The organism is Methylobacterium mesophilicum (assembly GCF_036441335.1).
Taxonomy (GTDB): domain Bacteria; phylum Pseudomonadota; class Alphaproteobacteria; order Rhizobiales; family Beijerinckiaceae; genus Methylobacterium; species Methylobacterium mesophilicum_B.
Genome location: NZ_MLBW01000001.1, coordinates 138055 through 160916, shown reverse-complemented (window position 1 = coordinate 160916; position 22862 = coordinate 138055). Strand labels below are relative to the sequence as shown.

At 70.0% G+C, this 22862-nt stretch carries 18 protein-coding genes and 1 pseudogene; 7 read left to right on the top strand and 12 right to left on the bottom strand.

What is annotated here, in order from left to right; genetic code table 11:
* Positions 1–115 precede the first annotated feature (115 nt).
* On the bottom strand, positions 116–2509 hold the full coding sequence (bcsA, locus tag MMR14E_RS00770) for a UDP-forming cellulose synthase catalytic subunit (RefSeq protein ID WP_331312363.1): 2394 nt from the start codon (positions 2507–2509) through the stop codon (positions 116–118).
* A gap of 434 nt (positions 2510–2943) precedes the next feature.
* Here bcsA and MMR14E_RS00765 point away from each other — a divergent pair, with 434 nt between their 5' ends.
* Together MMR14E_RS00765 and bcsS are read left to right on the top strand one after the other, a co-directional pair.
* Entirely contained in the window at positions 2944–5376 is a 2433-nt protein-coding gene (locus MMR14E_RS00765) for a response regulator (protein WP_331312362.1), read from the top strand.
* Between the two features lie 180 nt (positions 5377–5556).
* Positions 5557–6372: a cellulose biosynthesis protein BcsS gene (gene bcsS, locus MMR14E_RS00760; RefSeq protein ID WP_331312361.1), complete on the top strand. Its 816-nt coding sequence runs from the start codon at positions 5557–5559 to the stop codon at positions 6370–6372.
* 55 nt (positions 6373–6427) lie between these two features.
* On the opposite strand, the gene MMR14E_RS00755 is transcribed toward bcsS, so the two are convergent.
* Together MMR14E_RS00755 and MMR14E_RS00750 are read right to left on the bottom strand one after the other, a co-directional pair.
* Positions 6428–6688 carry a hypothetical protein gene (locus tag MMR14E_RS00755; protein WP_331312360.1) on the bottom strand — a complete coding sequence of 87 codons (261 nt, stop codon included), beginning with the start codon at positions 6686–6688 and terminating at the stop codon, positions 6428–6430.
* Between the two features lie 228 nt (positions 6689–6916).
* Positions 6917–7246, bottom strand: a complete 330-nt coding sequence (locus MMR14E_RS00750) for a CsbD family protein (RefSeq protein WP_331312485.1) — start codon at positions 7244–7246, stop codon at positions 6917–6919.
* 284 nt (positions 7247–7530) lie between these two features.
* Here MMR14E_RS00750 and MMR14E_RS00745 point away from each other — a divergent pair, with 284 nt between their 5' ends.
* The 3 genes and pseudogenes from MMR14E_RS00745 (at position 7531) to MMR14E_RS00735 (ending at position 10154) form a co-directional block, all read left to right on the top strand.
* Complete coding sequence (locus MMR14E_RS00745; protein WP_331312359.1) at positions 7531–9501, top strand: M23 family metallopeptidase; 1971 nt, start codon at positions 7531–7533, stop codon at positions 9499–9501.
* A pseudogene (locus MMR14E_RS00740) lies at positions 9401–9802 on the top strand (carbohydrate porin); the annotation flags it as partial. The gene MMR14E_RS00745 and the pseudogene MMR14E_RS00740, both read left to right, overlap by 101 nt.
* A 154-nt stretch (positions 9803–9956) precedes the next feature.
* Entirely contained in the window at positions 9957–10154 is a 198-nt protein-coding gene (locus MMR14E_RS00735; RefSeq protein WP_331312358.1) for a hypothetical protein, read from the top strand.
* A 28-nt stretch (positions 10155–10182) separates the two neighbouring features.
* On the opposite strand, the gene MMR14E_RS00730 is transcribed toward MMR14E_RS00735, so the two are convergent.
* Positions 10183–11805 (bottom strand): adenylate/guanylate cyclase domain-containing protein, encoded by a 1623-nt coding sequence (locus MMR14E_RS00730; protein WP_331312357.1) that lies wholly within the window; start codon positions 11803–11805, stop codon positions 10183–10185.
* A gap of 648 nt (positions 11806–12453) precedes the next feature.
* On the opposite strand from MMR14E_RS00730, the gene MMR14E_RS00725 reads away from it, so the two are divergent.
* Positions 12454–12738 (top strand): hypothetical protein, encoded by a 285-nt coding sequence (locus MMR14E_RS00725; protein ID WP_331312356.1) that lies wholly within the window; start codon positions 12454–12456, stop codon positions 12736–12738.
* A gap of 164 nt (positions 12739–12902) precedes the next feature.
* Here the strand turns inward: MMR14E_RS00725 and MMR14E_RS00720 are convergent, their stop codons facing one another.
* On the bottom strand, positions 12903–13154 hold the full coding sequence (locus MMR14E_RS00720) for a hypothetical protein (RefSeq protein ID WP_331312355.1): 252 nt from the start codon (positions 13152–13154) through the stop codon (positions 12903–12905).
* 468 nt (positions 13155–13622) lie between these two features.
* The gene (locus tag MMR14E_RS00715; protein WP_331312354.1) at positions 13623–13883 is read right to left on the bottom strand and encodes a hypothetical protein; all 261 of its coding nucleotides are present in this window, start codon (positions 13881–13883) and stop codon (positions 13623–13625) included.
* A 304-nt stretch (positions 13884–14187) separates the two neighbouring features.
* On the opposite strand from MMR14E_RS00715, the gene MMR14E_RS00710 reads away from it, so the two are divergent.
* Positions 14188–14439 carry a hypothetical protein gene (locus tag MMR14E_RS00710; protein ID WP_331312353.1) on the top strand — a complete coding sequence of 84 codons (252 nt, stop codon included), beginning with the start codon at positions 14188–14190 and terminating at the stop codon, positions 14437–14439.
* Between the two features lie 333 nt (positions 14440–14772).
* On the opposite strand, the gene MMR14E_RS00705 is transcribed toward MMR14E_RS00710, so the two are convergent.
* From MMR14E_RS00705 to MMR14E_RS00680, 6 genes are all read right to left on the bottom strand, one after another.
* Positions 14773–16095, bottom strand: coding sequence for a hemolysin family protein (locus MMR14E_RS00705; RefSeq protein ID WP_331312352.1), 1323 nt, complete (start codon positions 16093–16095; stop codon positions 14773–14775).
* A 334-nt stretch (positions 16096–16429) separates the two neighbouring features.
* Complete coding sequence (locus tag MMR14E_RS00700) at positions 16430–17152, bottom strand: ABC transporter ATP-binding protein (protein ID WP_238199672.1); 723 nt, start codon at positions 17150–17152, stop codon at positions 16430–16432.
* Positions 17145–19193, bottom strand: a complete 2049-nt coding sequence (locus MMR14E_RS00695) for a branched-chain amino acid ABC transporter ATP-binding protein/permease (RefSeq protein WP_331312351.1) — start codon at positions 19191–19193, stop codon at positions 17145–17147. Before MMR14E_RS00695 ends, MMR14E_RS00700 begins: the two co-directional genes overlap by 8 nt.
* A gap of 38 nt (positions 19194–19231) precedes the next feature.
* On the bottom strand, positions 19232–20104 hold the full coding sequence (locus MMR14E_RS00690; protein WP_331312350.1) for a branched-chain amino acid ABC transporter permease: 873 nt from the start codon (positions 20102–20104) through the stop codon (positions 19232–19234).
* A gap of 135 nt (positions 20105–20239) precedes the next feature.
* A complete protein-coding gene (locus MMR14E_RS00685; RefSeq protein WP_331312349.1) occupies positions 20240–21451 on the bottom strand; it encodes an ABC transporter substrate-binding protein in 1212 nt (403 codons plus the stop codon).
* A 504-nt stretch (positions 21452–21955) separates the two neighbouring features.
* Entirely contained in the window at positions 21956–22840 is an 885-nt protein-coding gene (locus MMR14E_RS00680; protein WP_331312348.1) for a LysR substrate-binding domain-containing protein, read from the bottom strand.
* Positions 22841–22862: the final 22 nt, after the last annotated feature.

The following is a 22862-nucleotide window of genomic DNA, read 5'->3' as shown; positions in this document are numbered from 1 at the left end:
ACCGTCAGCCGCTCCGCCGGGCCCGAGCCCAGGAAGCTCTGGGCCAGCGCCGGAACGCTCGCGAGACCGAGCAGCATTCCGAGCACGGGGAGGCGCAGCCGGGCGCCCATCGCCGTCAAGCCGCGCTCGTGCGCCGGCCGCGAAGCTCGGCGAGGGTGCGCTCGTTCTCGTAATCCATCATCAGGCGGACCCAGTCGTCCCCGCTGTCGGTGTCGGTCGGTTTGGCGGCCGTGGGCAGGGGTGGCGCCGCTCCGGTCGCCGCGGCCGGTGCCGGGACGGACGGCACCGGCGCCGGGATGACGGCTCCGGAGGGCGTGTCGTAGACCGGCGCTTCCTCGATCTCGACGGGCCGCGGCCGTTGGCTGGCCAGGAGGTAGCGCAGGGCGCGGAACGGCTCGACCAGGCCCCACCACGCGAATTGCAGCGTGCCCGTGGGGATGTCCTTGTGCCGGCGCCGGCGCAGCTGGAATCGGCGCATCGCCTCGGCGTCGCCGTACATCAGCCCCGCGAGCGCCGGGTAGTCGCGGACCGCGAGCGTGCCGAAATTCACCCGCATGACGAGTTCCTGGCCGTCGCGCGTCGTCTGGTCCAGATCGACCGGGAGCGGCGTGTTCCGGCGCGCGCCGGCCGTCGGCTCGACGCTGAGCGTCCCCCGCAGCGGCGGGCGGGTGAGCGCCGGGTCGAGGGCGCCGCTGAGGAGGCGCAGGGTGCAGGCTTCGGCGGAGACGCGCTCGATCGAGACGTCGACGCTGTGCCCGGACAGGGTGAGTACACCCCGGCGATCGATCGCCAGCGAGGGCGTGCGCTCGAGCTGGCGCCGCTCGGCGCAGACCCCGAGGGAGGCCCCCGCGGTGAGCAGGTTGAAGAAGTTCCACAGCCCGACCACCAGCATCAGGTTGGTCACGCCGGGCTCGTAGAGGTAGCGCCACGCCGCGACGGCGCAGCCGAGCATCAGGAGCAGGTAGATCAGGAAGAACGGCAGCGCGAGCGACGAGATGTGGTCGTGGTCGAGGGTCGCGCCCTTGTTGGTGACGTTGAAGGTCGGCTTGCGGGGCGACGCGATGACCGACACGATCGCCTTGGCCAGATAGACGCCCTGGATGTACTCGTAGAGTTCCGACACGAACGGCCAGCGGAACTTCCCGTAGACGTAGTTCTGGATCATCAGGTTGATGATGATGTAGGTCAGCGTGTAGGCGATCGACTCGTCGACGCTGGCGACGAAGATCTTCAGATCGAAGAAGATGTGCAGGAGCGGCGCGAACATGAAGATCAGCCGCGGGATCGGGAAGAACCAGAACGTCATGCTGGAGAGGTAGGCGATCTTCTGGATGGGCTTGAGGCCCTTCTGGAAGACCGGGTTCTTCAGGAGCAGGATCTGGAACATCCCCTGGCACCAGCGCGAGCGCTGGCCGATGAAGTCCGTCAGCGTGTCCGGCTGCAGGCCCGCGATCAGTGGCTTGTCGACGTAGGCGCTGGTCCAGTTGCGCGCGTGCAGCTCGAAGGCGGTCTCGCAATCCTCCGTGATGGTGATGCCCGAGAAGCCGCCGGCCTCGTCGAGGGCGGTGCGGCGCAGGAGGGCGGCCGAGCCGCAGAAGAACGAACCGTTCCACTTGTCGAGGCCGCGCTGCGTGACCGCGTAGAACATCTCGTTCTCCGAGGGCATGCGCTCGAACGTTCGCAGGTTGCGCTCGACCGGGTCGGGGTTGAGGAACGCGTGCGGCGTCTGGACGAGGAACAGGCGCGGATCCTGGGCGAAGTAGCCGACGGTCTCGGTGAGGAACGAGCGGAACGGGACGTGGTCGGCGTCGAGCACCGCCACGAGATCGCCCCGGGCATGGGCGAGGCCGTTGTTGAGGTTGCCCGCCTTGGCGTGCTCATTGCGCGCGCGGGTGAGATAGCGGGCGCCGAGCGCGTCGCACAGCGCTCGCAGCTCGCCCCGGCGGGCGCGCGCCGCCGCCGCCCTGGCCGGGTCGGCATCGCTGCATTTCTGGTCGGTGCCGCCGTCGTCGAGCAACCACACGGTGAGCTTGTCGGGCGGATAGTTCAGCTGCCGCGCCGCCGCCAGGGTCATGGCGAGGATCGCGGCGTCCTCGTTGTAGCTCGGCACGAACACGTCGACCGTCGGCAGGTCGGCGGCCGGCGCGGCCGGCGGCGGGTCGCGCCGCAGCGGGTCGGCGTTGATGATCAGGCTGACGAACAGGATGAAGACGCAGTAGAGCTCCGCCACCAGCAGGATCAGGCCGAACCCGAAGCTGACCGGGTCGCCGGGCGAGGGCAGGGTGTTGGTGAGCCGCCACAGGATGTAGCGGAGCACCACGAGGCTGCCGAGCGCCATGAAGACGAACCGCGTCCGCGGCCCGTCGAACACGGCCCACAGCACGATCATTGCCGCCATGGCGGCGAGGCTCATGGCGAGCTGGGCCTGCGTCCCGACCGGCTGGCTGAGCAGGGCAAGGCTGGCGACTGTCGCCCCAACCCAGGCCAGCCAACGCAACGCCTGCCTCACCCTACAGCCTCCCGGGCCAAAATCCCTCGGATCGAGGTGCAACAGCTCTATAGCCGGGTTTGTACAGCGACGATGGTCAATGAACAAACCCATTCGCAATATCCGGTCGAACTCACTCGTTCGGAAATTACGGTTAACTGAGGAATGTGGGTAACGCAGTCGACCGCCGAGCCGTCGAAGTCGATCGGGCTGCAGAGGCCAAATCGATGCGCGTTGCCGCACCGGATACATTAACGATCCGTTCGCAAGCTGCGCGATAGACGGCCAGGGCGCCGCGCATGCGACGGACGGCGCCACGGATAGTCGCTGCGATGCCCGCGGCCCGCCCGGCAGGCCGCACCCGGAACCGGTGCCGCCGCCTCGATCCGGCGCGGGCCTTAATCGACCCTTAACGAAAATCGCGCCTCGCTCGGGACTGACCCCCGGGCGTACGGATGACCGCGAAGCCGCTGCAGATCTCCCTCGGATTGCTCAACGCGCTGCAGGTGGCGATCGCCGCGGCCGCCGGGTTCGCGGCCGCCGTCCTGATCGTCGTCCCGGCCGCCCAGCCCGGAACCGTGCCGTCTGCGCAGGAGATGGTGGGCTCGGCCTCGCGCGCCTACGTCGCCGGCATCGAGGCGCGGCTGCGGCAGACCGTGGGCGAGGCGCGCAACGCCGCCCTGACGTTCCGCGACGGGGACGGCCCGCTCTCCGCCGACCAGCGCGCCGCGCGCCTGCGCGCGTGGCTCGACCTGAACCCGGTCTACCGTGACGCCGTGCTCGTCGCGCCGGACGGCACCGTGCTGGCGGCCCGGGATGAGCGCCGCGTCGGCGGCAGCGTCGCGCGTCAGACTTGGTTCCTGCGCGGCCGCGCAGCCGGCGTGATCGTGGTCGCCGACGGCGCCGAGGCCGACGCGCCGTTCGGAACCGCCGTCGCGCTGGGCGCGCACGGGCAGGACGGGCTGCTGCGCCTCGATGCCGATCCGAGCTACTTCGCCCAGATCGAGGAGGACGTGCGACGGGCCGCGGCGCTGCCCGAGACCCTCGGCTTCCTCGTCGCTACCCCGGACAGCCGGGTCCTCTCCGGGACCCCGAGCCCTTTCCGGACGACGGCCGTCTCGGCCACGACGCCGATGCGCGTCGCGGCGGATATCGGCTCTCCGGGATGGCTCGTGACGGCGCAGGCTGTCCCGTCGGGCGCGGCGCGCGCCGCGGCCCCGGACTGGCGGATGCTCGGCATCGGCCTCGCCCTCGTGGCCTGCGCCGGGGGCCTCGGCTTCGTCGCGGGGGAGCGCCTGACGCGCCCCCTGCGCCGTCTGCTCAAGACGAAGGGAGAGGACGCCGGCGACGAGACCGAGGCGCCCCGCACGTGGATCGGCGAGTTCGCGGCGCTCTCGGACGTCTTCGCCGGTCATCGCCGCAGCGCCGGGCTGATGATGGCCGGCGCCGGCTCCGAGGTCGCGCGGCTCCAGGCACGGCTGACCACCTTCGAGGCGATCTCCGGCTGGGCCTGCTGCGAGATCGACCCCGAGACCGGCCGGACCCTGCTGGAGGCCCGGACCGAGGGCGGCAGCGACGGGCGTCCCTTCGCCGCCCCCTTCGCGGCCTGCTTCGTCGCCGATGACCGGGCGGTCCTCGATCGGGCGCGCGATGCCGCCCTCTCGGCCGACGGACCGCAGGACGTCGTCCTGCACCTGCACGACTGGCCCGAGCAGCAGGTTCAAGTGAGACTGCTGTGCCTCACCGATGCGAGGGGCGACCGGCGCCTCTTCGCCCTCATGCGGAAGCTGCCGGGCGGCGAGAGCGCGCCGCTGCCGCAGCAGGTCGAGCCGCGCCGCAACCTCGTCCTCCGGCGGGTGACCGACGGCATCGTCCACGAGTTCAACGACGTCCTCACCGTCGTGCTGACGAATCTGACGCTGCTGACGCGTCGCCACGTCCTCGCGGACGATCAGGAACGCCTGGTCGGACGGGCCACGGCCGGCGCCCGTCGGGGCGCGGCCCTCACCCGCCGGATGCTCCACCTCGTGCGCGGCGACGAGACCGGCATCACCCTCGCCGAGACCGACCTCGCCACCACCTTCGAGGGCTACCTGCCGTTTCTGGCCGCGAACGCCCTCGGCGAGATGCCGGTGCTCAACAGGATCCCCGCGGGGTTGCCGCCCGTCCTGTGCAGCGAGCGCGTGCTGGAGCTGCTGCTCCTCAACCTCGCCTTCCACATCCGCGACGCCGGCTTGGCCGGTTTCGCCATCGCGGCGGTCGAGGGTGCGCCCAACGATGTCGGCACCGAGGCAGCGCGGTCCATGGCCTACGTGCGCGTGCTCGTCAGCAGCGGTCGCCGGCCGCAGACCGCGCCGCTGCCGGCCGGAACCGGATCGACCCTGGCGGCGGCCGCGGCGCTCGTCACCGAGAGCGGCGGCCACTGGCGACTGATCCGCGACGGGATCGGCGCCGAGCCATTCCTGGCCGAGTTCTGGCTGCCCGCCGCGCCCCCGGCCGTTGCCAAGCTCCCGCCGACCCGGGCGGCCGGGCTGACGATCCTGCTCGTGGAGAGCGACGGCCTCGTGCGCGCCAGCGTGGCCGAGGTGCTCGCCGATCTCGGGCACGCGGTGGTCCAGGCGGCCTCCGGGGCGCACGCCCTCGAGATCCTCGCCCGCGACGCCGCTTTCGACGCGATGATCGTCGACCAATCCATGCCGGTGATGGCCGGCCTCCAGCTCGCCGCGACCGTGGTCGAACGGTACCCGGAGATCCGGATCATCCTCGCCAGCCCGCACGGCCAGCTGCCGCGATCCGCCGACGCCTTCCTGCGGATCGACAAGCCTTTCCGCAACGAGGACCTGCAGGTCGTCCTCGACGTCGCGGCGAGGCGCGCCCGCGCCGCCTGAGCGCCACCCGTCTGGGCACCGCACCCCTCGGCTCTCCGGCGGTCGGGGGCGTATAAACCGACCCGCTCGATCCCGGCGACGTCATCGAGGCCGAAAGTCAGTCCTGATAAAATCGGATGTTAACCATTGTCGACGAGTGTTTGTTAAAGCGTAAATCGTACCTTAACGGAGCCGTTGAATATGGGCGGGACTGCGGAACCGACTGCCCGACGTCCTCTCACTCCGTTCACGACAGCTCTCGTTCTCTCGTGCGCCTGCGCGGCGGCGTCCGCCACCCACGCCGCCGCCGCCGACCTCCCGGCCCGGGGTGCGAGCGCCGACTGGTACACCGGCGCCTCGCAACAGGCGGTCGACGACAGCTGGGCCGTCGCCGTCGACGGCTCGACCAGCGTGACCTCGAACAGTTCGGCCTTCGGCTCCGTCACGGTCACCGCCGCGCCGAACGGCTCGCCCACCCGGGACGGCCTGCGGGTCCGCGTCGACGCCATCGGCGGCACCTACTCGTATCCCGGCCGGTCCGTCGCGACGCGGGTGACCGGCTACCAGCAGGAAGGCGCCCTTCAGGCCGGGTACGAGTGGGTCTGGAAGGACGCCGCGCTCGCCGGATTCATCGGCTTCAACGTCCGTAGCAACCAGCTGTCCATTCCCGATCCGGGCAATCCGGTCGTGGGCACGGGCGTCGGGTTGAAGGTTGCCGGCAACTTCTACGCGACACCGACCGACCGGACCATGGTCTCGGCCTACGGCTCGTACTCGACGAAGTTCAATGCCTACTACTCACGCCTGCGCGTCGGCTACATGCTCGCGGACGGCGTCTATATCGGGCCGGAGGCGCTGTTCCTCGGCGACGACTTCTTCCGCCAGTACCGCATCGGTGCGCACCTGACCGGCGTCCGCTTCGGACCCGTCCAGATGTCGGTGGCCGCCGGCTACGTTCGGGACCGCGTGCAGGGGTCCGGCTACTATTCCAGCATCGAGGCGCGCTCGACCTTCTAGCGGCCGACAGCGGCTCACGGACGGGGCATGGGCGCCGAGCCCGGAACCGAGGATCTCACCGGGACGTCGCCAAGAGCCGTCCCGGCCTGAGCGGGTCCCAGACACCCTCGAAGACGGGCTGCATCGCGTCGCTGAGCGACTGCGCCTGGGACGTCGGCGATGGGGCAACCCTGGGCTGGACGCCGACGAGCGTCGCGGACACGCCGAGGACACCGATCAGGCACAGGCCGATGATCGCCCGGCGCGGCGCCCCCCAAGTGTGGAACACGCCGGCCAGCGTGACGAAGATGGCAAATAGGCCGATGAACTGATGCATTAGACACCTCTATGCGGTGTCTAGAGCGAGAATAGAGCCAAAAACTTTGTTCCATAACGGAACAGAAGTCGCGACGGGCCCGATGATATCAGGCCCATTCCCGGACTAAGGCACAGTGTCGGTCGGCGTGCCGGCACAGTGCCGGGGAGCGCGTGCCCGGCCTGCCGCGATCTCGCCGCACGCCGCGGTTTCGTCGCCGCGGAACCGACTGAACCGCGGCGGCGGACGTCAGAGACGGCTGGCGAGGAAGCCGAGGCCGAAACCGACGAGACCGGCCACGACCAGGGAGGCATGCGGCCACGCGACGGATCTTTGATGGCCTTCCCAGGCGACGTGGCGGCCCCGGTCGTAAGCCTCGGCGGCGTGGTCGGAGACCTCGTCGGCCGCGTGCCGCACGGCGTCCTTGGCTTGGCCGTAGAGCGCCTCGGCGGTGCCCCGCGCTTCGCGGAGGTGCCCCGCGACCGCGTGGCGGTCCGAGCCGACGGCGTCGCCGACCGCGTCCTGAACTGTCCCGCCGAGGTCACGCGCGGCGCCCGTGATCCTGTCCATATCGACCATTGTCATGCTCTCCGAATCCGTCGCGGGTCGGCGTCGGAGCCGTGTCGGCCGGACACCCATCCCTCTGTGGCGACTGGGGCAACAGCGGTCTGCTCCGCGCGTTCCCGAGGCCGAACGTCGTGAGACCGTGGCGATGGAGGCCGCCCGTCGTCGCGGCGGGGGCGACCCGAGCGCCGGGAAACCCAGGCATGCGTGTGGCCGGAGGAGCGCGCCGCACGCGTCGGACAGCCTCATTCAGGCCGCACTCGCCGTCGAAGCGGCGAGCTTGAGCGTGAGGGGATCGGATGAACGAGGGTGGACGAGCATCGCGCGGCGCGCTGCTTACTCTGCACCGGGCCCTGTCACGCAGCGACGCCGTCGCGACGGCCGACGGCGTGACGCCGCTCGACCGGCGGCGCCTCAACCTGCGCTGGCTCTGCGCCAGCTCGCTGATCGCGACCTGCGGCGCGGCCCTGATGGGGGCGGCGCTCCGCCTGTCCGTGGACACCGATCTCGCGCCGGCCAAGCCGACATTTCGCCAGGTCTCCGCGCAGGCGGCAGAGGGGCAGGGTGTAATCGGACGACGCGGCGACCGCCTCGTGCGGCACCCGCTCGTCGCCTCCGACCGCGAGGAGTTCTCAGCACCGGTCACCGAACAGGCCGGCGCGCGCGAGCTCATCCGGACCCAGCCCTTCGTGCGGCTCGTGACCAGCCTGTCCGCCGGCGACGCGGTCGATGGCCAGATCCCGCCCTTCGATCCGACGCGCCAGCTCGCAGAGGACGGGCAGGTCGCGACGGTCTCCGACGAGCCGGGGGACGATCCGTCCGGGACGACGGTCACGATCACGCGCTCCGCGCTCGCGGATGTCCCGGTCGCGGAGGACGCGCCCGGCCTGACCGACGAGGACGTCACCGCCCTCGTGGAGGCGCAGGCGCAGGTCGCGCGAGAAGCGGGTCCGCGGATCGCCGTGCCGTACGCGCCCCAGCGGCTGCTCTCTCAGATCCTTATCGATGCGCCGGGCGACGCGGCCGCGAAGGCCGTGGGCGCTGAGCCGAGCCGCGACACGTTCCACGCGATCGAGGTGCGGGTCGTCCCGGAGAACATCACGGACCTGGCCGAGTCCGAGCCGGCCTCGGTCACGAGCCTCACGGAGACCCGCGACATCGTGCTGAAGCGCGGCGAGACCCTGGCCGACGCGCTGGCGGCGAACGGTGCCGAACCGGCGCGCGTGGCGGCCATCCTGGCCGCCTTCAGCGAGCACGCCCGCACCGGGCTCGCCGAGGGGCAGCACGTCGACCTGCTCCTCATCCGATCGCGCGCCGGCCAGGCCGTGCGCCAGATCGCGCGGGTGACGCTGTACGGCGCGGGCGGCGTCGAGGAGGTCGTCGCGGAACGGGATACCGGGGGGTTCGTCACGGTCGCGCCGCCGTCGGACCAAGTCGCTGCGGCGCGGTCGGGCGACGAGACCGACGGGTCGGGCGCGAGCCTCTACCGGAGCATCTACGAGGCGGTGCTGCGCAATGGCCTGCCCGGCATCCTCGCCGAGCGCATCGTCGGCATCTTCGCGTTCGGCCTGGACATGCAGCACCGGATCACCCCGTCCGACCGGCTGGAGGTGCTGTTCAGCCCCAGCGAGAAGGCGGGCGGACCGCCGGAGGTGCGCTACGTCGCCCTGACACTCGACGGCGTGAAGCACCGCGCCTACCGGTTCGAGACGCCCGAGACCGGGGCGGCGCGCTACTTCAGCGAGGCGGGCACCTCGCTCCGCAAGTTTCTGATGCGCATGCCGATCGCGGACGGGCGGATCACCTCGCCGTTCGGCACGCGCGTTCACCCGATCCTCCACTACGCGCGCTTCCACAACGGCGTCGACTGGGCCAACAAGGCCGGCACGCCGATCATGGCGACGGGCGACGGAACGGTGGCGTATGCGGGCCCGCGGGGCGGCTACGGCAACCGGATCGAGATCCATCACGCCAACGGCTACGTGACGGCCTACAACCACCTGCAGCGGCTCGCGCACGGCGTCGCTGTCGGCACGACCGTCCATCAGGGGCAGGTGATCGCCTACATGGGCTCGACCGGGCTCTCGACGGGGCCACACGTTCACTACGAGGTGAGCGTCAATGGGCGCTTCCTGGACCCGATGACCATCCGCCTGCCCGACAGCCAGGGTGTCCCGGCCAAGTCGATGGCGGCCTTCGAGCGGCAGGTCGCCGCCACCAACACCATCCGCCACCACGGCGCCCTGGCGATGTCCGCCCTGCCGCTCTGAGCCGATACTCGGCGTCCGTCAGGCGGCCCGCGCCCGCGCCTCGGCCTTCTTCGGGCGCAGCAGGTCCCGGATCGCGCGGGTGAGACGTTCGGCCTGGGCCGGGCAGGTCTCGTTCGGCATCGACGGCGAGCTGCAGCGCCTCGCCGGGAACGACGGCACCTCGTTCCACGCAGCGGTGACGAACCGGCACGGGCGCAGCCTGTCGAGCCATTTCACCGGCAACAACAGCGTTCAGGAGATCTCCGGTGGCGGCCAGACCACCCGGCTGTCGCTCCTCTCCTACCAAGACAAGCTGCCCGACAGCCGCCTCGACATCGAGGTCGGCCGGCTGGTCGCCAGCATCGCCTATCTGGCTTCGTCGTCACCGCGCAGGCGTTCAGCCCGCTCGCCCCGTCTAACCTCGCCCTGGCGCAGAGCGCGCTGGGCCGACCGACAAGATACCGACCCGGTCGGTGATGATGGAGCTGACTTGCAGCTTCCAGATCAATCCGGCGATCCGGCTGACGCCGAACCCGCAATCCATTGTGAGCCCGGACCAGACCCGGTTCCCACTCTATTGCTGGACCATCCCGGACGCCGTCGTGGTCGGCGCCACGCTGGCGATCGATCTCTCCACCCTCGCGGGGCCCGCGCGCGGACACGGCAGCCTGTGAGCACCCGCGGCTCGTTCCGGCCAGGAATTCAGCTGGCCGCGGAGGGCCGCGTAACGGTCTCCGCGGTGGCGCCCGCACCGGTCATGCGGCGGTCGACGGCGGCGAGGGTGTCGAGCAGGCGCTTCCGGAGCCGTGCCGCGCCCTCCAACTCCAGGGCGTCGACGTCGACGTAGAAGTCGATTCCCCGGGCGTGCTCGGAGAAGATCGTCTCCGGCGCCTCGGCGGTCAGGTCGCCCTCGATGGCGTAGGGGACGACCTCGCGGCTGATGCCCTTCATGCGGATCGGCTCCTGAGGGCTCGCCTGCACGATGTCGCTCACCAGCGCGTAGGTCTCGTAGCTCAGAGTGATGCCGCCGGGGACCGCGGCCGCCTGCAGGCGGGCGGCGAGGTTCGCCTCCGCACCGATGATCGTGTAGTCCATGCGCTCATCGCTGCCGAAATTCCCGACGTTGCAGTAGCCCGTATTGATGCCGATCCGGGCCTGGAACGGGCGCTCGATGCCGGATCGCCGCCAGCGGGCGTTGAGCTGGCCGAGGCGCTTCTGCATCTCGATCGCCATGCGGACGCAGGCCTGCGCGTCCTCGCGGACGCCCCGGCTCTCCGGATCGCCGAAGAACACCAGCATCGCGTCACCGATATACTTGTCGACCGTGCCACCGTGCTTGACCGCGATGGCGGTCATCTCGGTCAGGTACTCGTTCAGGAGCGCTGTCAGCTCCTCAGGCTGCAGGCGCTCGGTGGTGGCGGTGAAGTCCTTGATGTCGGAGAAGAAGATCGTCAGCTTCTTGCGCTCGGTCGCCACCGACACGTCCCGCTCGCCGCTGAAGATGCTCTTGTAGACCTGGGGCGAGATGTACTTGGCGATCTGCACCGAGACCGACGCCAGGAAACCGTTCGACTCGGTCAGCTCCCTGTTCATCCGGTCGATGAGGCGGGACTGGCGCGCCTGCAGCAGCAGGAAGGTGGTGCCGGCGAGCGCGGCCAGGATGAAGTAGCCGAGCAGGTACTTGAAGGCGAAGACGTTGGCGGCGATCGGCTGGTGCAGGACGATCTCCTGGATGCCGCGGACGTCGCCGACCTTCCAGTCGGTCTTCGGGCTCAGGGGATGGGCGTTGTGGCAGCGGACGCAGGCGGATTCCATGCGGATCGGCGCCGCGACGCGGACCTGGCGGTCGAAGATCGAGCCCGTCGTCTCGCTGACGAAGCCGGTCTGGGGATGTGTCCGGAGGTTCGCGAGCGCCTGCGTCTCGAAGGCGTCGAGTTCGTGCGGCTTGCGGTCCTTGAACGGGAGATCGGAGACGAACCGGTACTTCACGGCGCCGTCCCCGCCGCTGATCCGCTCGCCGAGTTCCAGGGAGAGCGTCGCGGGGATCGGGATCGCGTTCGGCATGCCCTTGTAATCGTGGCGTGTCTCGACCCGGCCGGTCGCGGTGTTGACGGCCTGGACGACGTCGCTGGCGTAGAAGCTCCGCATCTGGTCGATGATCCGGCCGGTCTCGATCGCCTGGGTGGCGAGCATCCGCTCCGACAGGCCGCGCAGGTCGAGCCAGACCGCAACCGGCAGCCCCGCCAGCCCGAACAGGATCGCCGCGACGAGCAGCGGTCCCATGAACCGTTGCTGGCGCACGACCGACTCGTCAAAACGCGACATCACCGAGGCCCCCGAGGCACCAGGACACGGCCCCGCTGTCTGGGCCGCTCCATATACAGACAACTCTTTCGTGAGAAGCGCTGACTTTCTGACTCGGACTAGGCCGTGGCATCAATGCAATGTCCGGGCGAGATCGGACTCACGAAATCAATCAACGCTAGGGCGCCGCGGCGCGCTCGAGCATCGCCGTCAGATCCTGACATCGCGGGCGGAGCCGACCGGCGCGGCAGCGGCTCGTAGGCAGATTCGCGCGATTAGTCCGCCACGCGTGACCGATCGCGTCCGCGTGCGGCCCTCGAGTCGGCGCATCGTCGATCTCCGTTGGGCCGTGGCGGCCCGGGCCTGAACGGGTCGCTGGGACGACCCAGGATCATCCCGAGGACGATGCCGTGGCGGACCTCCGGAGCGTCGGGGCTCGGTCCGGTCGGGCGAACGCGCGCCTCAGACTTCGCCCGACCCTGGGCGCGACGCCGGATCGTCGACGGCACGGTGCGGCCGTCGCCCGCGTGCCGTGCGATCAGCGTCTCCCGACGAGTTCCGGGAGGAGATCGGTGTTGTCCGCGGTCGGTATCGACGGCCGGCGGCACCGGCATCCGGAACGGTCGTGTCGCGGGTGCATTCTCTTCCGGATCGACGTGGAGGAACAGCATGCGCATCGTTGGACAAGCATCCGTCATCGCTCTCGTGACACTCATGAGCGTCGGTGCGGCTGAGGCGAAGGGCTGCATCAAGGGCGCGATCATCGGCGGACTGGCCGGCCACTACCTGGCCGAACGCGGCGTCGTCGGCGCCGTCGCTGGCTGCCTGGGCGGCCGCTACCTCGCCAACCGGCAGGCGCGACGCAGGGAGATCGAGTACGGCTCGCGGGTCCAGCCGCGGGATACCGGCTATGGCGCGCCCCAGGCCTACCCCCGCCGCTCCTACAGCTACTGACCGAAAACTGGGGGGCGGCGCGCGCCGCCCCCCGCACAAGAAGTCGGTCAGGTTTCTCCGCGCATCTCGAGACCGCGCCGGATTCACGGTGACGCAGATCTGGCAACCCGCGAGGAGCCGGTGACGGTCTCCCGCACCGGCACGGCGCCGACCGCGCTGTCCGATCAGCCCTTCTTTCCCTGCTTGTAGCTCTGGATGGCGCCCTGGCAGCCCGGCGAGAGCTTCGCCATGTTCTTCTCGAAGCACGCCTGCGTCTCGGGGCCCTCGTCGGGCGGCATGTCACCGCAGAAGGTCGTGAAGTCGCCCATGCATTGCTGCTGGAGCGCGGCCTTGTCATCGGACGACATGGGCGCGGCGAGAGCCGCCGTGGCTCCTACTGATAGGAGCAGGGCGGTCGTGATCAGTCGTACCGACATGGTGATGCTGTTCCTCGAGTCGATGAACCGCTCAGAAAGCCGTAGGAACAGGAAACCGTTGCATCCGGTGTGACGGATATCGGCATAAAAGGGGGCGCTCACCCGGGGACGCTCCTCTGAACCGTACCGCTCCGGCTGAGATCAATCGTCCCGATCGTGGTCGTGATGGCGGTCGCCGCGACGCTTGTTCACACAGATGTCCAAACGGTTCCAATCACGGGGACCGAAGCGAGCGCCCAGCAGAGCGGCGCCCGCGGTCGAGGTTTTGAATTCTCGATCTCGAACGTCAGTGCACACGGCCACTTCTGAGTCAGATCGCAATAAATTAGCGATCAATTCAATCGAATATCGATTATTTGCGCAGACGCGGGTCCTGAGCCGAACGTCAGCGGTGACACGATTTCGATGCTCCGTCCGCGCCGCACTCGCCCCGTCCGGCCTGAGCGACCGAACGGGGCGACGATTCCGTCAGCGACGGGTGCCGGTCGAGCTGGTTCCCGAAGTGTTGGTGCCGCTGCCTCCGCTATGGGTGGTCGACCCGGTCGACTCCATCCCGCCCGACTTCATCTCGTGGCCGGGTGCGTAACCGGACGCGCCGGGGCTGCCGGCGCGGCTGCCACGATCCTGCATCTCGTGACCCGGGGTCTTGGACGAAGCTCCCTGCTCGGCAGCGAGCGCGCTGCCCCCGAGAGCCAGGGTAGCGAGAACGATCATCGGCAAGCGTGTCATCGAGCGTCTCCTGTTTTGGAGCCCCTCAACGGCAGGCCAGCCGATACCGTTCCGTAGATTCGCTCCTCCCGCCCCGTCGTGACGGCGCACATCCAAGCTCAGCACGCTCGTTCCAGAGCGCGCGATGCGGGCAGATCATCGCCCAGGTCGGGGGCAGGTTCGACGCGAGCCCGAATACTGCGCTTCTGCTCGCGGGTACGCCGGTCTGATCGGATATCGGCCTCCGCGGCGGTGGGGAACGGTTTGCGGTCGAACGCCGTATCTGGACCGACGCGGGGCCATCCCCGCTGAGAGGGTGTCATCCATGATCCGCACGCCAATCGTCATCCTGATCGGCACACTGACCCTGGCCGGAGGGATCCTCGGGACATCCTCGGCCGCGATGGCCGATCCGCCCTGGGCCCGCGGAGAGCGCGGCTTCCACCACGGCGGTCCGCCGCCCTGGGCGCCCGCCCACGGCTATCGCCGCCAGCGTGAGTTCGGCGGCTACGGACGCAGAGATGCGCGCTTCTTCGAAGGGCGGCGCTCCGGCGGCTACCGCTACGAGCGCTACTGACGAGTGGGCCCGCGCGCTACGTTTCCTGCTGCGCCGACCTCGTCGGATGGACGCGGCGCGCTGGCAGGCGGCTGGCTGACGCGCCCACCCGCCGCCCAGGCGGCGGCCGATGCCGGTGCGTCGACGGTCACGACGCCCGGCCGGAGCACGAGTTCCTGAATAGACCCGGGGACTTCCGGGCCGCGGGGTCCGGCCGCTCGCAGGCGAGCCCGCGCCGCTCCGGCGGGGGTCCNGCCAGCACCGCCGCGCCTGCGGTCGCGAGCGGCGCCTTGCCGGCGTGGCAGAAGGCCGAGGCGCGCCGCTGCGGGTCCCGGTGCTGACGATGCCGGACCGTCACGCGGGGGTCGGGCCGTCGGCTACAGCACGCGCCGGTCGGTGCCCCGGGAGGGGGGTGGCCAGGACCTTGTCGATCCGACGGCCATCCATGTCGACCACCTCCAGGCGCCAGTCCTCCGCCACGAGGGCGTCGCCCGCTGCCGGGATGCGGCCGAGCTGGTAGATGACGTAGCCGGCCAGCGTCGTGTAGTCGTCCGTGTCCGGCGGATCGGCGAAGGCGAGGCGCTCGAACGCGTCCTCGGCCGGCATCATCCCGTCGATCAGCAGCGAGCCGTCCTCGCGCTCGACGACGGCCGGATCCTCCCCGATCTCGGGAATGTCGCCCGCGATGGCCTCGAGGAGGTCCGTCTGCGTGACGATGCCCTCCAGGCTGCCGTACTCGTCGACGATCACCGCCAGCTGCACAGGGTTGCGCTGGAAGCTCTCCAGCGCCGTCAAGACCGTCATGCCCTCGTGCACGACGTTCGGCGGCCGCATCGCGCTGGCGATATCGAGGGCCCGCCCGTCGAGGATCTGATCGAGCAGATCCTGCTTCCGGAGGACGCCGACGATCTCGTCGATGCCGCCGCGGCTCACCACGACATGGGCGTGGCTGCAGGCGCGGACCGCCCGCGTGATCTCGTCGGCCGATCCGTCGAGGTCGACCCACTCCACCTCGTGGCGCGGCGTCATGATCTCGCGGATCCGGCGGTCCCCCAGCCGGAAGATGCGCTCAACCGCTTCCTGCTGCGCCTCGCGGATGAGGCCCGCCTCGCGACTCGCCTCGACCAGCAGGTTGAGCTCCGCCGTCGAGTGGTGGCCGCCCTCGCCGTGGCCGGGCTGCAAGCCGCACAGGCGCAGGACGCCGTTGCCGAGGCCGTTGAGGAACAGGATGGCCGGGCGGAAGACGAACAGGAACACGCTGAGCGGCCGGATCACCGCCAGGGCGGTGCGCTCGCTGCGCTGGAGCGCGAGGCTCTTCGGTGCCAGCTCGCCCAGCACGATGTGCAGCGCCGTCATGATGACGAAGGAGACCACCACCGCGACCGTGTGGGCGGCCGCCGTCGAGAGCATGTCCGGCAGCCACGTCAGGGCTGGCAGGATCAGGTGGGCCAGCGCGGGCTCGCCGACCCAGCCCAGGGCCAGGGACGAGATGGTGATGCCGAGCTGCGTCGCCGCGAGGTGAGCGTCGAGGTGGTCCGTCGCCCAGAGCAGCGCCTTCGCGTTCACGCGGCGCTCGGCGACGAGTTCGGCGACGCGGCTCCGGCGCACCGCGACCAGGGCGAACTCTGCCGCAACGAAGAAGCCGTTCGCCAGAACCAGGGCGAGGACGGCAGCCAAGCCTAAGGCAGTCGCCCAACCGTCGTCCAAAATCGAAACCTCCCGTGTGGCCCGCGCGCCGCCCGCGTCCCGTCGGTGTCTACAGGAGAGCGGCGGCGCGGCCTACGGGCTTCCGGGCTCGACCGGTCCGCAAGGTGAGCCTCCGGCTCGCGCCTGATGCAGCGGGTGCCCGGGCTCCCGGCCGATCCCTCGATCTCGTTCGAGCGCGGGCGGACCTGCGCGGCCGCAGGCGACCTCGTCGACCGCGGGGCCGATCCGATCCGCGCGAGGGCCGGTGCGCCGGGCATCCGCGTGACCGAGCGCGCGCGCGGCGGCACGGATCGGCGCGCAGGCGTCAGTGGCTGCCGCCGAGATACGCCGCGCGCACGGCCGGATCGTTGCGCATCTGCTGGGCCGGGCCCTGGAAGCGGATCCGGCCGTTCTCCAGCACGTAGGCGTGGTCGGCGACGCCGAGCGCCGCCATGGCGAACTGCTCGACGAGCAGCATCGTCACCTGCTCGGCCTTGAGCAGGCGGATGATCCGGAAGACCTCCTCCACCAGCTTCGGGGCGAGCCCCATGGAGGGCTCGTCCAGCAGGAGGATCTCGGGCCGCAGCATCAGGGCCCGGCCCATGGCGAGCATCTGCTGCTCGCCGCCCGAGAGCGTGCCGGCGAGCTGCGCGCGCCGCTCCTTGAGTCGCGGGAACATCTCGAAGGCCCGCTCGCGGTCGGCCGCGACGTCGCCCTTCGGCCGCGAGCCGGTCAGCCGCGGGAAGGCGCCGAGCGTCAGGTTGTCCTCGACCGAGAGCGTCGGAAACACGCGCCGGCCCTCCGGCGAGTGCGCGAGGCCGAACCGGGCGACGTCGTGGCTGTCGAGGCCGCCGATCTCGCGCCCGTTCAGGCGGATCGAGCCGGCCCGCGGGCGGATCATGCCTGACAGGGCGCGCATCGTGGTGGTCTTGCCGGCCCCGTTGGAGCCGATCAGCGCGACGACCTGACCCTTCGGGACCTGGAAGTCGAGGCCGTGCAGGACCTCGACCTGACCGTAGCCGGCCGACAGACCCGTGACCTCAAGCATGGGTTGTCTCCTCGTCGGCGACGGGACTGCCGAGATAGGCCTCCACCACCTTCGGGTCGGCCTGCACCTCGCGGGCGCTGCCCTCGGCGATCTTGTGGCCGAAATCGAGGACGCTGACGCGGTCGCACAGGCCCATGACGACATCCATGTGGTGCTCGATCAGGATGACCGTGATCCCGGCGTCGCGGATCTTGCGGATGATCGCGGTCAGCTCGGCGATGTCGGGGGCGGTCAGGCCAGCGGCGGGCTCGTCGAGGAGGAGCAGGACCGGGTCGAGGGCGAGCGCCCGGCCGATCTCGAGAAGGCGCTGCTTGCCGTAGGGCAGGTTGCGCGCCTCGATCTGCGCCAGGGAACCGAGGCCCACGAAGTCGAGGATCGCCATGGCGCGGGCGCGCTGCTCGCGCTCCTCCCGGCGCCGACGTGGCGTGCCGAGGATCGCGTCGAAGAGGGTGCCGCGGAAGCTGTGGTGGAGGCCGACCAGCACGTTCTCCAGCGCCGTCATCTCGCGGAAGAGCTGCACGTTCTGGAAGGTGCGGGCGACGCCGGCGGCCGCGATCTCCGACGGGGTGCGCCCGTCGAGGCGCTTCGTGCCCTGGCCGCGCGCCAGGGTCACGCTGCCGCCCGTCGGCCGGTAGATGCCGGTGAGCACGTTCATCATCGTGCTCTTGCCGGAGCCGTTCGGCCCGATCAGCCCGTGAATCGTGCCCGGCCGCACCGTGAGGTCGACGCCGGCCAGCGCCTTGAGCCCGCCGAACTGCATTAGGGCCTGCTCGACGGAGAGGAGCGGGTCGGCGCCACGGTCGCCGCTCTGCACGCTCAGCGCCGCGCCCTCGGCGTGGAGGCTCTTGCCCGCGGCGGTGTGGGCCGGGCGCAGGGCGGGGATCGTCTCGCGCAGGAAGCCCACGATCCCGTCCGGCAGGTAGTACACGACGAACAGGATCATCAGGCCGAACACGGTCAGCCGGAAGTCGGTGACGGATTCGAGCGCCAGGGTCGCCGGGAAGAAGGCGAGGCAGAGCCCGACCGGCACCAGCAGGGCGAACCGGTCCTCCCGGCGGCGCAGGAAGGCGAGCACGCCCACCACCAGGGCCGCGGCGGCGATGATGCCCGCCATGATCCGCACCAGACCGATATCGGCGAGGACGTTCGGCATCATCACGATGATCGCCGAGCCGATGATCGGCCCCGCCCGCGACTTGCGGCCGCCCATCGTGACGGCGAGCAGGAACAGCACGGTGAGCTCGAACCCGTAGGAGTTCGGCGCCACGTAGCGCTCCGACCACGCGAACAGCGCGCCGGCGAGGCCGGCCAGCGCCGCCGAGATCACGAAGGCGTAGACCTTGTAGCGGTAGACGCTGACGCCCATGCAGTCGCAGGCGATCGGCGAGTCGCGCAGCGCCTCGAAGGCGCGGCCGTAGGGCGAGCGCACCACCCGGTTGACCACCAGGATCGTGGCCAGCAGCGCGAGGCAGACGAGGTAGTAGAACTCGAGCTTGCGGCCGGCCGCGCCCCAGGGCGCCTGGAGGCCGAGGAGCGAGAAATCGAGGACCCGGGCCGGCGGCAGGGTGATGCCCAACGGGCCGTTGGTCAGCGGCGTGAGCTCGTTGATGAAGATCTGGATGATCGTGCCGAAGGCCAGCGTCACCATGGCGAGGTAGGGGCCGGTCACCCGCAGGGCCGGCACCGCCAGGAGCACGCCGAAGGCCGAGGTCACGCCGATCCCGGCCAGGATCCCCCACCAGATCCCGAGCTTGAAGTGGAGGAATAGCACCGCCGCCGCGTAGGCGCCGATGCCGAACAGGCCGGCATGGCCGAGGCTCACCTGACCGGTATAGCCGACGACGATGTCGAGCCCGAGGATCAGGATCGCGTAGATGGCGATCACCACCATCAGGTGGATGTAGTACGAGCTCGTGACCACGTGCGGGAACACGGCGAGGCCGACGACCAGCAGCACGGCGCCGAGGACGCCGATGTGGCGCGACAGGCTCGTGGCGGCGGCCGGGACGGGCGCGTCGGCGGGGGCGAGGGTCTGCGCCATGGCTCAGGCTGCCGTGAAGGTTGCGCGGGCGGTCACGGTCAGACCTTCTTGATGACGGCCTTGCCGAACAGGCCGACCGGGCGGATGGAGAGGACGACGAGGAGCAGGATCAGGCCCGGCACGTCCTTGTAGCCGGTCGAGATGTAGAAGCCGGTCAGCGTCTCCGCGACGCCGAGGATCAGGCCGCCGACGATGACGCCGAGGCCGGACTCGAGGCCGCCGATGATCGCCACCGCGAAGGCCTTCAGGGCCAGCACCGAGCCCATCGTGGCGCCGGTCAGGGTCACGGGCGCCACCAGCACGCCCGCGAAGGCCGCCGTCATGGCGCTGATCGAGTAGGAGAGGGTGATCACCTTCTGGGTGTTGATGCCCATCAGCCCGGCGGCGTCGATATCGTTGGAGGTGGCGACGACCGCCTTCCCCCAGATCGACTTGCGATTGAAGATCTCGACGGCGAGCATCATGAGCAGCGCACCCGCGACGATCAGCAGCTCCATCGGCAGGACGCGCACGCCGCCGATCTGCAGCGCCGTCTCGGGGAGCGGGGAGGGGAATTTCAGGTCGTCCCGGCCCCAGACGTTCTCGGCGACGTTCTTGAAGATGATGCCGAGGGCGATGGTCGCCATGATCCACCCGTACTCGGACTTGATCTTCACGGCCGGGCGCACGCCGAGGCGCTCCACCACCGCCCCGAGGGCGAAGCCGAAGACCAGGACCAGCGGGATCATCAGCCAGTAGCCGACGAACGGCATCAGGGTCAGCCCGAACAGGGCGCCCAGCGCCAGCGCCTCGCCCTGGCCGAAGTTGAGCGTCTTCGAGGTCGCGAAGGTGAGCTGATAGCCGAACGCGATGGCGGCGTAGATCATGCCGACCGCGACGCCGGAGGCGATGAGCTGGAGCAGGATTTCCATGGGATCGCTGTCGCCGGAGGGACGTCCGGTCGCACGGCGGGCGCCGCGGGACCGCTCTGCGCTGGGCCGGCCGGTCGAGGGGCCGCCGGGCCGGGAAGAGACGCCGCACCGCCCGCGGGCGCGGCGTCCAAAACCTCAGTTCGAGGACTTTTCCTTCAGCCGGACGACGCCGGCGTTCTTGGCGTCCTCGGCCTTGTCGTAGACGATCTTGCCGTCCTGCACCTTCCCGAACACGACCATGTTGCGCGAGATCGCGTTGTGGTCCTTGGCGGTGAAGGGCTTGTCGTAGGTGGTGACCACGCCCTCGACCTTCTCGTTCAGGTTCTCCAGCGCGGCGCGGATCTTCGGGCCGTCGGTGCTGCCGGCCTGCTTGATCGCCGCGGCGAGGAGATAGATCGAGTCGTAGGCCTGGGCGCCGGCCACGGGGGTCGGGATCTTCGTCACGCCGTAGGTCTTGTAGTAATTCTCCAGGAACGCCTTGCGCTTCGGCAGGGTCTGATCCTCGATGAAGGTCTGCGGCATGATCACGCCGTTGCCGTTCGGGCCGGCAATGTCGATGAAGCTCTGCATCGAGGACGGCCAGCTGGTGATCATGGGGACCTTCCAGCCGAGCTTCGACATGCCGTTGGCGATCTGCGCCAGCTCCGGCCCGATGCCGTAGGCCAGGATCACCTCGGCGCCGGCCTGCTGCGCCTTCAGCAGCTGGGCCGTCATGTCGACGTCCTTGATGTTGAACTTCTCGACCGCGACCGGCTTCACGTTCTTCGTCGCGAGGTACTTCTCGATGTCCTCGCGGCCGAGCTGGCCGTAATTGGTCGAGTCAGCGAGGATCGCGATCTTCTTGTGACCCTGCGCGAGGGCCTCGTCGACCATCAGGCCGGCCTGCAGGACGTCGTAGGCGGAGTTCCGGAAGACGTAGTTCGCGTCGTAATCCGGCTCCTTGAACTGGTTGGTGATGATCGTCCCGGTGGCGACGTTGTTGAACACCGGAATCTCGGCTTCCTGATAGAAGCGCTGGGCCGCGAGCGCGACGCCGGTATTGATGAACCCGACGGTGGCGACGACCTTCTCCTTGTTGATGAGTTCCTGCGCGACCTGCGCACCGACCTCGTTCTTGGCCTCGTCGTCGCGCTCGATCAGCTGGATCGGCCGGCCGAGGACGCCGCCGGCCTTGTTGATCTCGGCGGCGGCGAGCTTGGCGCCGTCCCGCATCGAGACGCCCATCGAAGACGAGCCCCCGGTGTAGGGGCCGCTCAGCCCGATCTTGATCGGGTCCGCGGCCAGCGCCGGGGCCGACACCATCGTCAATAAAAGCACCGCGGCTGCAGCGCGACCTGCGAAGACCATCGTTTCCTCTCCAAGATTCCGCTCGCGCGGTGTGCCCTTCGACGTGGCACTCTGGGAGGCAGATCTCCCGACTCAGGTCGGGCCGTCAAGCTGCGATTTTGCTGGATCCCAGACGATTAATACAGAATGTCGGCTCGGATTGCCGCAAAAGCTACAGGTGAGGAAATTTAAGGCAGGCCGTGCCGGAATCGGATTAAGCGTCGCGCGGGTTCGTGGTGCGGGGGACGCCGCCGCACGGGGTATTGATGATCCGGCGCCCCGGGGCAGCAGGGTGGGGCGGTCACAGCAGGGCCGGCCCTCGGCTTCGGGCCCGCGCTCGGCGACGCCGCCCACGCTCGGCCTGGGTCAGACCACCGTACCCCCCGGCTGTCCGTCGGCACCGCGTGGACGACGATCTAGGACAGCGCGGCGAGATCGGTCCCGAGCACAGACGTCCGCAGCGTGCTCGCCGCGGCGATGACGTTGGCTCTCTCACCCGGCGTGCCGGTAGGGACCGGCCAAGCTTCACGCGACGTGGTCCCGGATCGTTTCGAGAAGGATGTCGGTGAGCCGCGCGACGGCCGGCGACAGCTCGGCCTCCGCCTGATGAAGCGCCAGCTGCGCGTTCGGGAGTGGCGGCAGGCCTGTCGCGTCCGGATCGAGGACGCCGAGCGACTTCGGCAGGCCGATCGCGGTCCGCGCGGTGATGCCGAGGCCACCTTCGGCCGCGGCCCAGAGGCCCGAGAGGCTGGGGCTCGTGAAGACCAGCCGCCAGGGCAGGCCTTTCCCGTCCAGGGCGGACACGGCCGCGGACCGGAACGTGCAGGGCGGGGCGAAGGCCGCGAACGGCAGCGGCTCCCGCCCCAGGCTCGCGAGGCCCGGCCAGTCCGGCCGCCCGATCCAGTGGATCGGCACCTCGGTGACGCGCCGCGCGTGCGGCGCATCGCCGACATCGCCCCAGACCAGCGCCACGTCGAGATCGCCCTTCACGGCCTTCTCGACGAGCTGCGCGCCGAGCCCGACCTGAACCTCGACCCGCACCCGCGGGTAGGCCCTCGAGAACCGCTTGAGCACCGCCGGAAGCCAGCTCTCGGCGAAATCCTGCGCGAGCCCGAGGCGCGCCCAGCCTTCGAGCTCCGTGCCGCGAAGTCGGTCGACGGCCTCGTCGTTGAGCTCGAGGAGACGCTTCGCGTAGCCGAGCATGCTCTCGCCGGCAGGGGTGAGGGCAAGACCGCGCCCGGCCTTCTGCACGAGTGGCTGGCCCACCTGCTCCTCCAGCTTCCGGAGCTGCGTGCTGAGGGCGGACTGCGAACGGCCCAGCCAGTCGGCCGCGCGCGCGAAGCTGCCGAGCTCGAACCCGGTCACGAAGGTCCGGAGCACGTCCATGTCGAGGTTGGTGCGCACCGCCATCGTTCGATTTTGCAGAAGGATC

Bases quoted from the DNA above. Each gene is read 5' to 3' on its own strand.
- MMR14E_RS00745 (WP_331312359.1), top strand. From the start codon at position 7,531: ATGAACGAGGGTGGACGAGCATCGCGCGGCGCGCTGCTTACTCTGCAC.
- MMR14E_RS00755 (WP_331312360.1), bottom strand. From the start codon at position 6,688: ATGCATCAGTTCATCGGCCTATTTGCCATCTTCGTCACGCTGGCCGGC.
- MMR14E_RS00765 (WP_331312362.1), top strand. From the start codon at position 2,944: ATGACCGCGAAGCCGCTGCAGATCTCCCTCGGATTGCTCAACGCGCTG.
- MMR14E_RS00715 (WP_331312354.1), bottom strand. From the start codon at position 13,883: ATGACACGCTTGCCGATGATCGTTCTCGCTACCCTGGCTCTCGGGGGC.
- MMR14E_RS00680 (WP_331312348.1), bottom strand. From the start codon at position 22,840: ATGGCGGTGCGCACCAACCTCGACATGGACGTGCTCCGGACCTTCGTG.
- MMR14E_RS00685 (WP_331312349.1), bottom strand. From the start codon at position 21,451: ATGGTCTTCGCAGGTCGCGCTGCAGCCGCGGTGCTTTTATTGACGATG.
- MMR14E_RS00720 (WP_331312355.1), bottom strand. From the start codon at position 13,154: ATGTCGGTACGACTGATCACGACCGCCCTGCTCCTATCAGTAGGAGCC.
- MMR14E_RS00750 (WP_331312485.1), bottom strand. From the start codon at position 7,246: ATGGTCGATATGGACAGGATCACGGGCGCCGCGCGTGACCTCGGCGGG.
- MMR14E_RS00700 (WP_238199672.1), bottom strand. From the start codon at position 17,152: ATGCTTGAGGTCACGGGTCTGTCGGCCGGCTACGGTCAGGTCGAGGTC.
- MMR14E_RS00690 (WP_331312350.1), bottom strand. From the start codon at position 20,104: ATGGAAATCCTGCTCCAGCTCATCGCCTCCGGCGTCGCGGTCGGCATG.
- MMR14E_RS00725 (WP_331312356.1), top strand. From the start codon at position 12,454: ATGCGCATCGTTGGACAAGCATCCGTCATCGCTCTCGTGACACTCATG.
- MMR14E_RS00735 (WP_331312358.1), top strand. From the start codon at position 9,957: ATGATGGAGCTGACTTGCAGCTTCCAGATCAATCCGGCGATCCGGCTG.
- MMR14E_RS00730 (WP_331312357.1), bottom strand. From the start codon at position 11,805: ATGTCGCGTTTTGACGAGTCGGTCGTGCGCCAGCAACGGTTCATGGGA.
- MMR14E_RS00695 (WP_331312351.1), bottom strand. From the start codon at position 19,193: ATGGCGCAGACCCTCGCCCCCGCCGACGCGCCCGTCCCGGCCGCCGCC.
- bcsS (WP_331312361.1), top strand. From the start codon at position 5,557: ATGGGCGGGACTGCGGAACCGACTGCCCGACGTCCTCTCACTCCGTTC.
- MMR14E_RS00710 (WP_331312353.1), top strand. From the start codon at position 14,188: ATGATCCGCACGCCAATCGTCATCCTGATCGGCACACTGACCCTGGCC.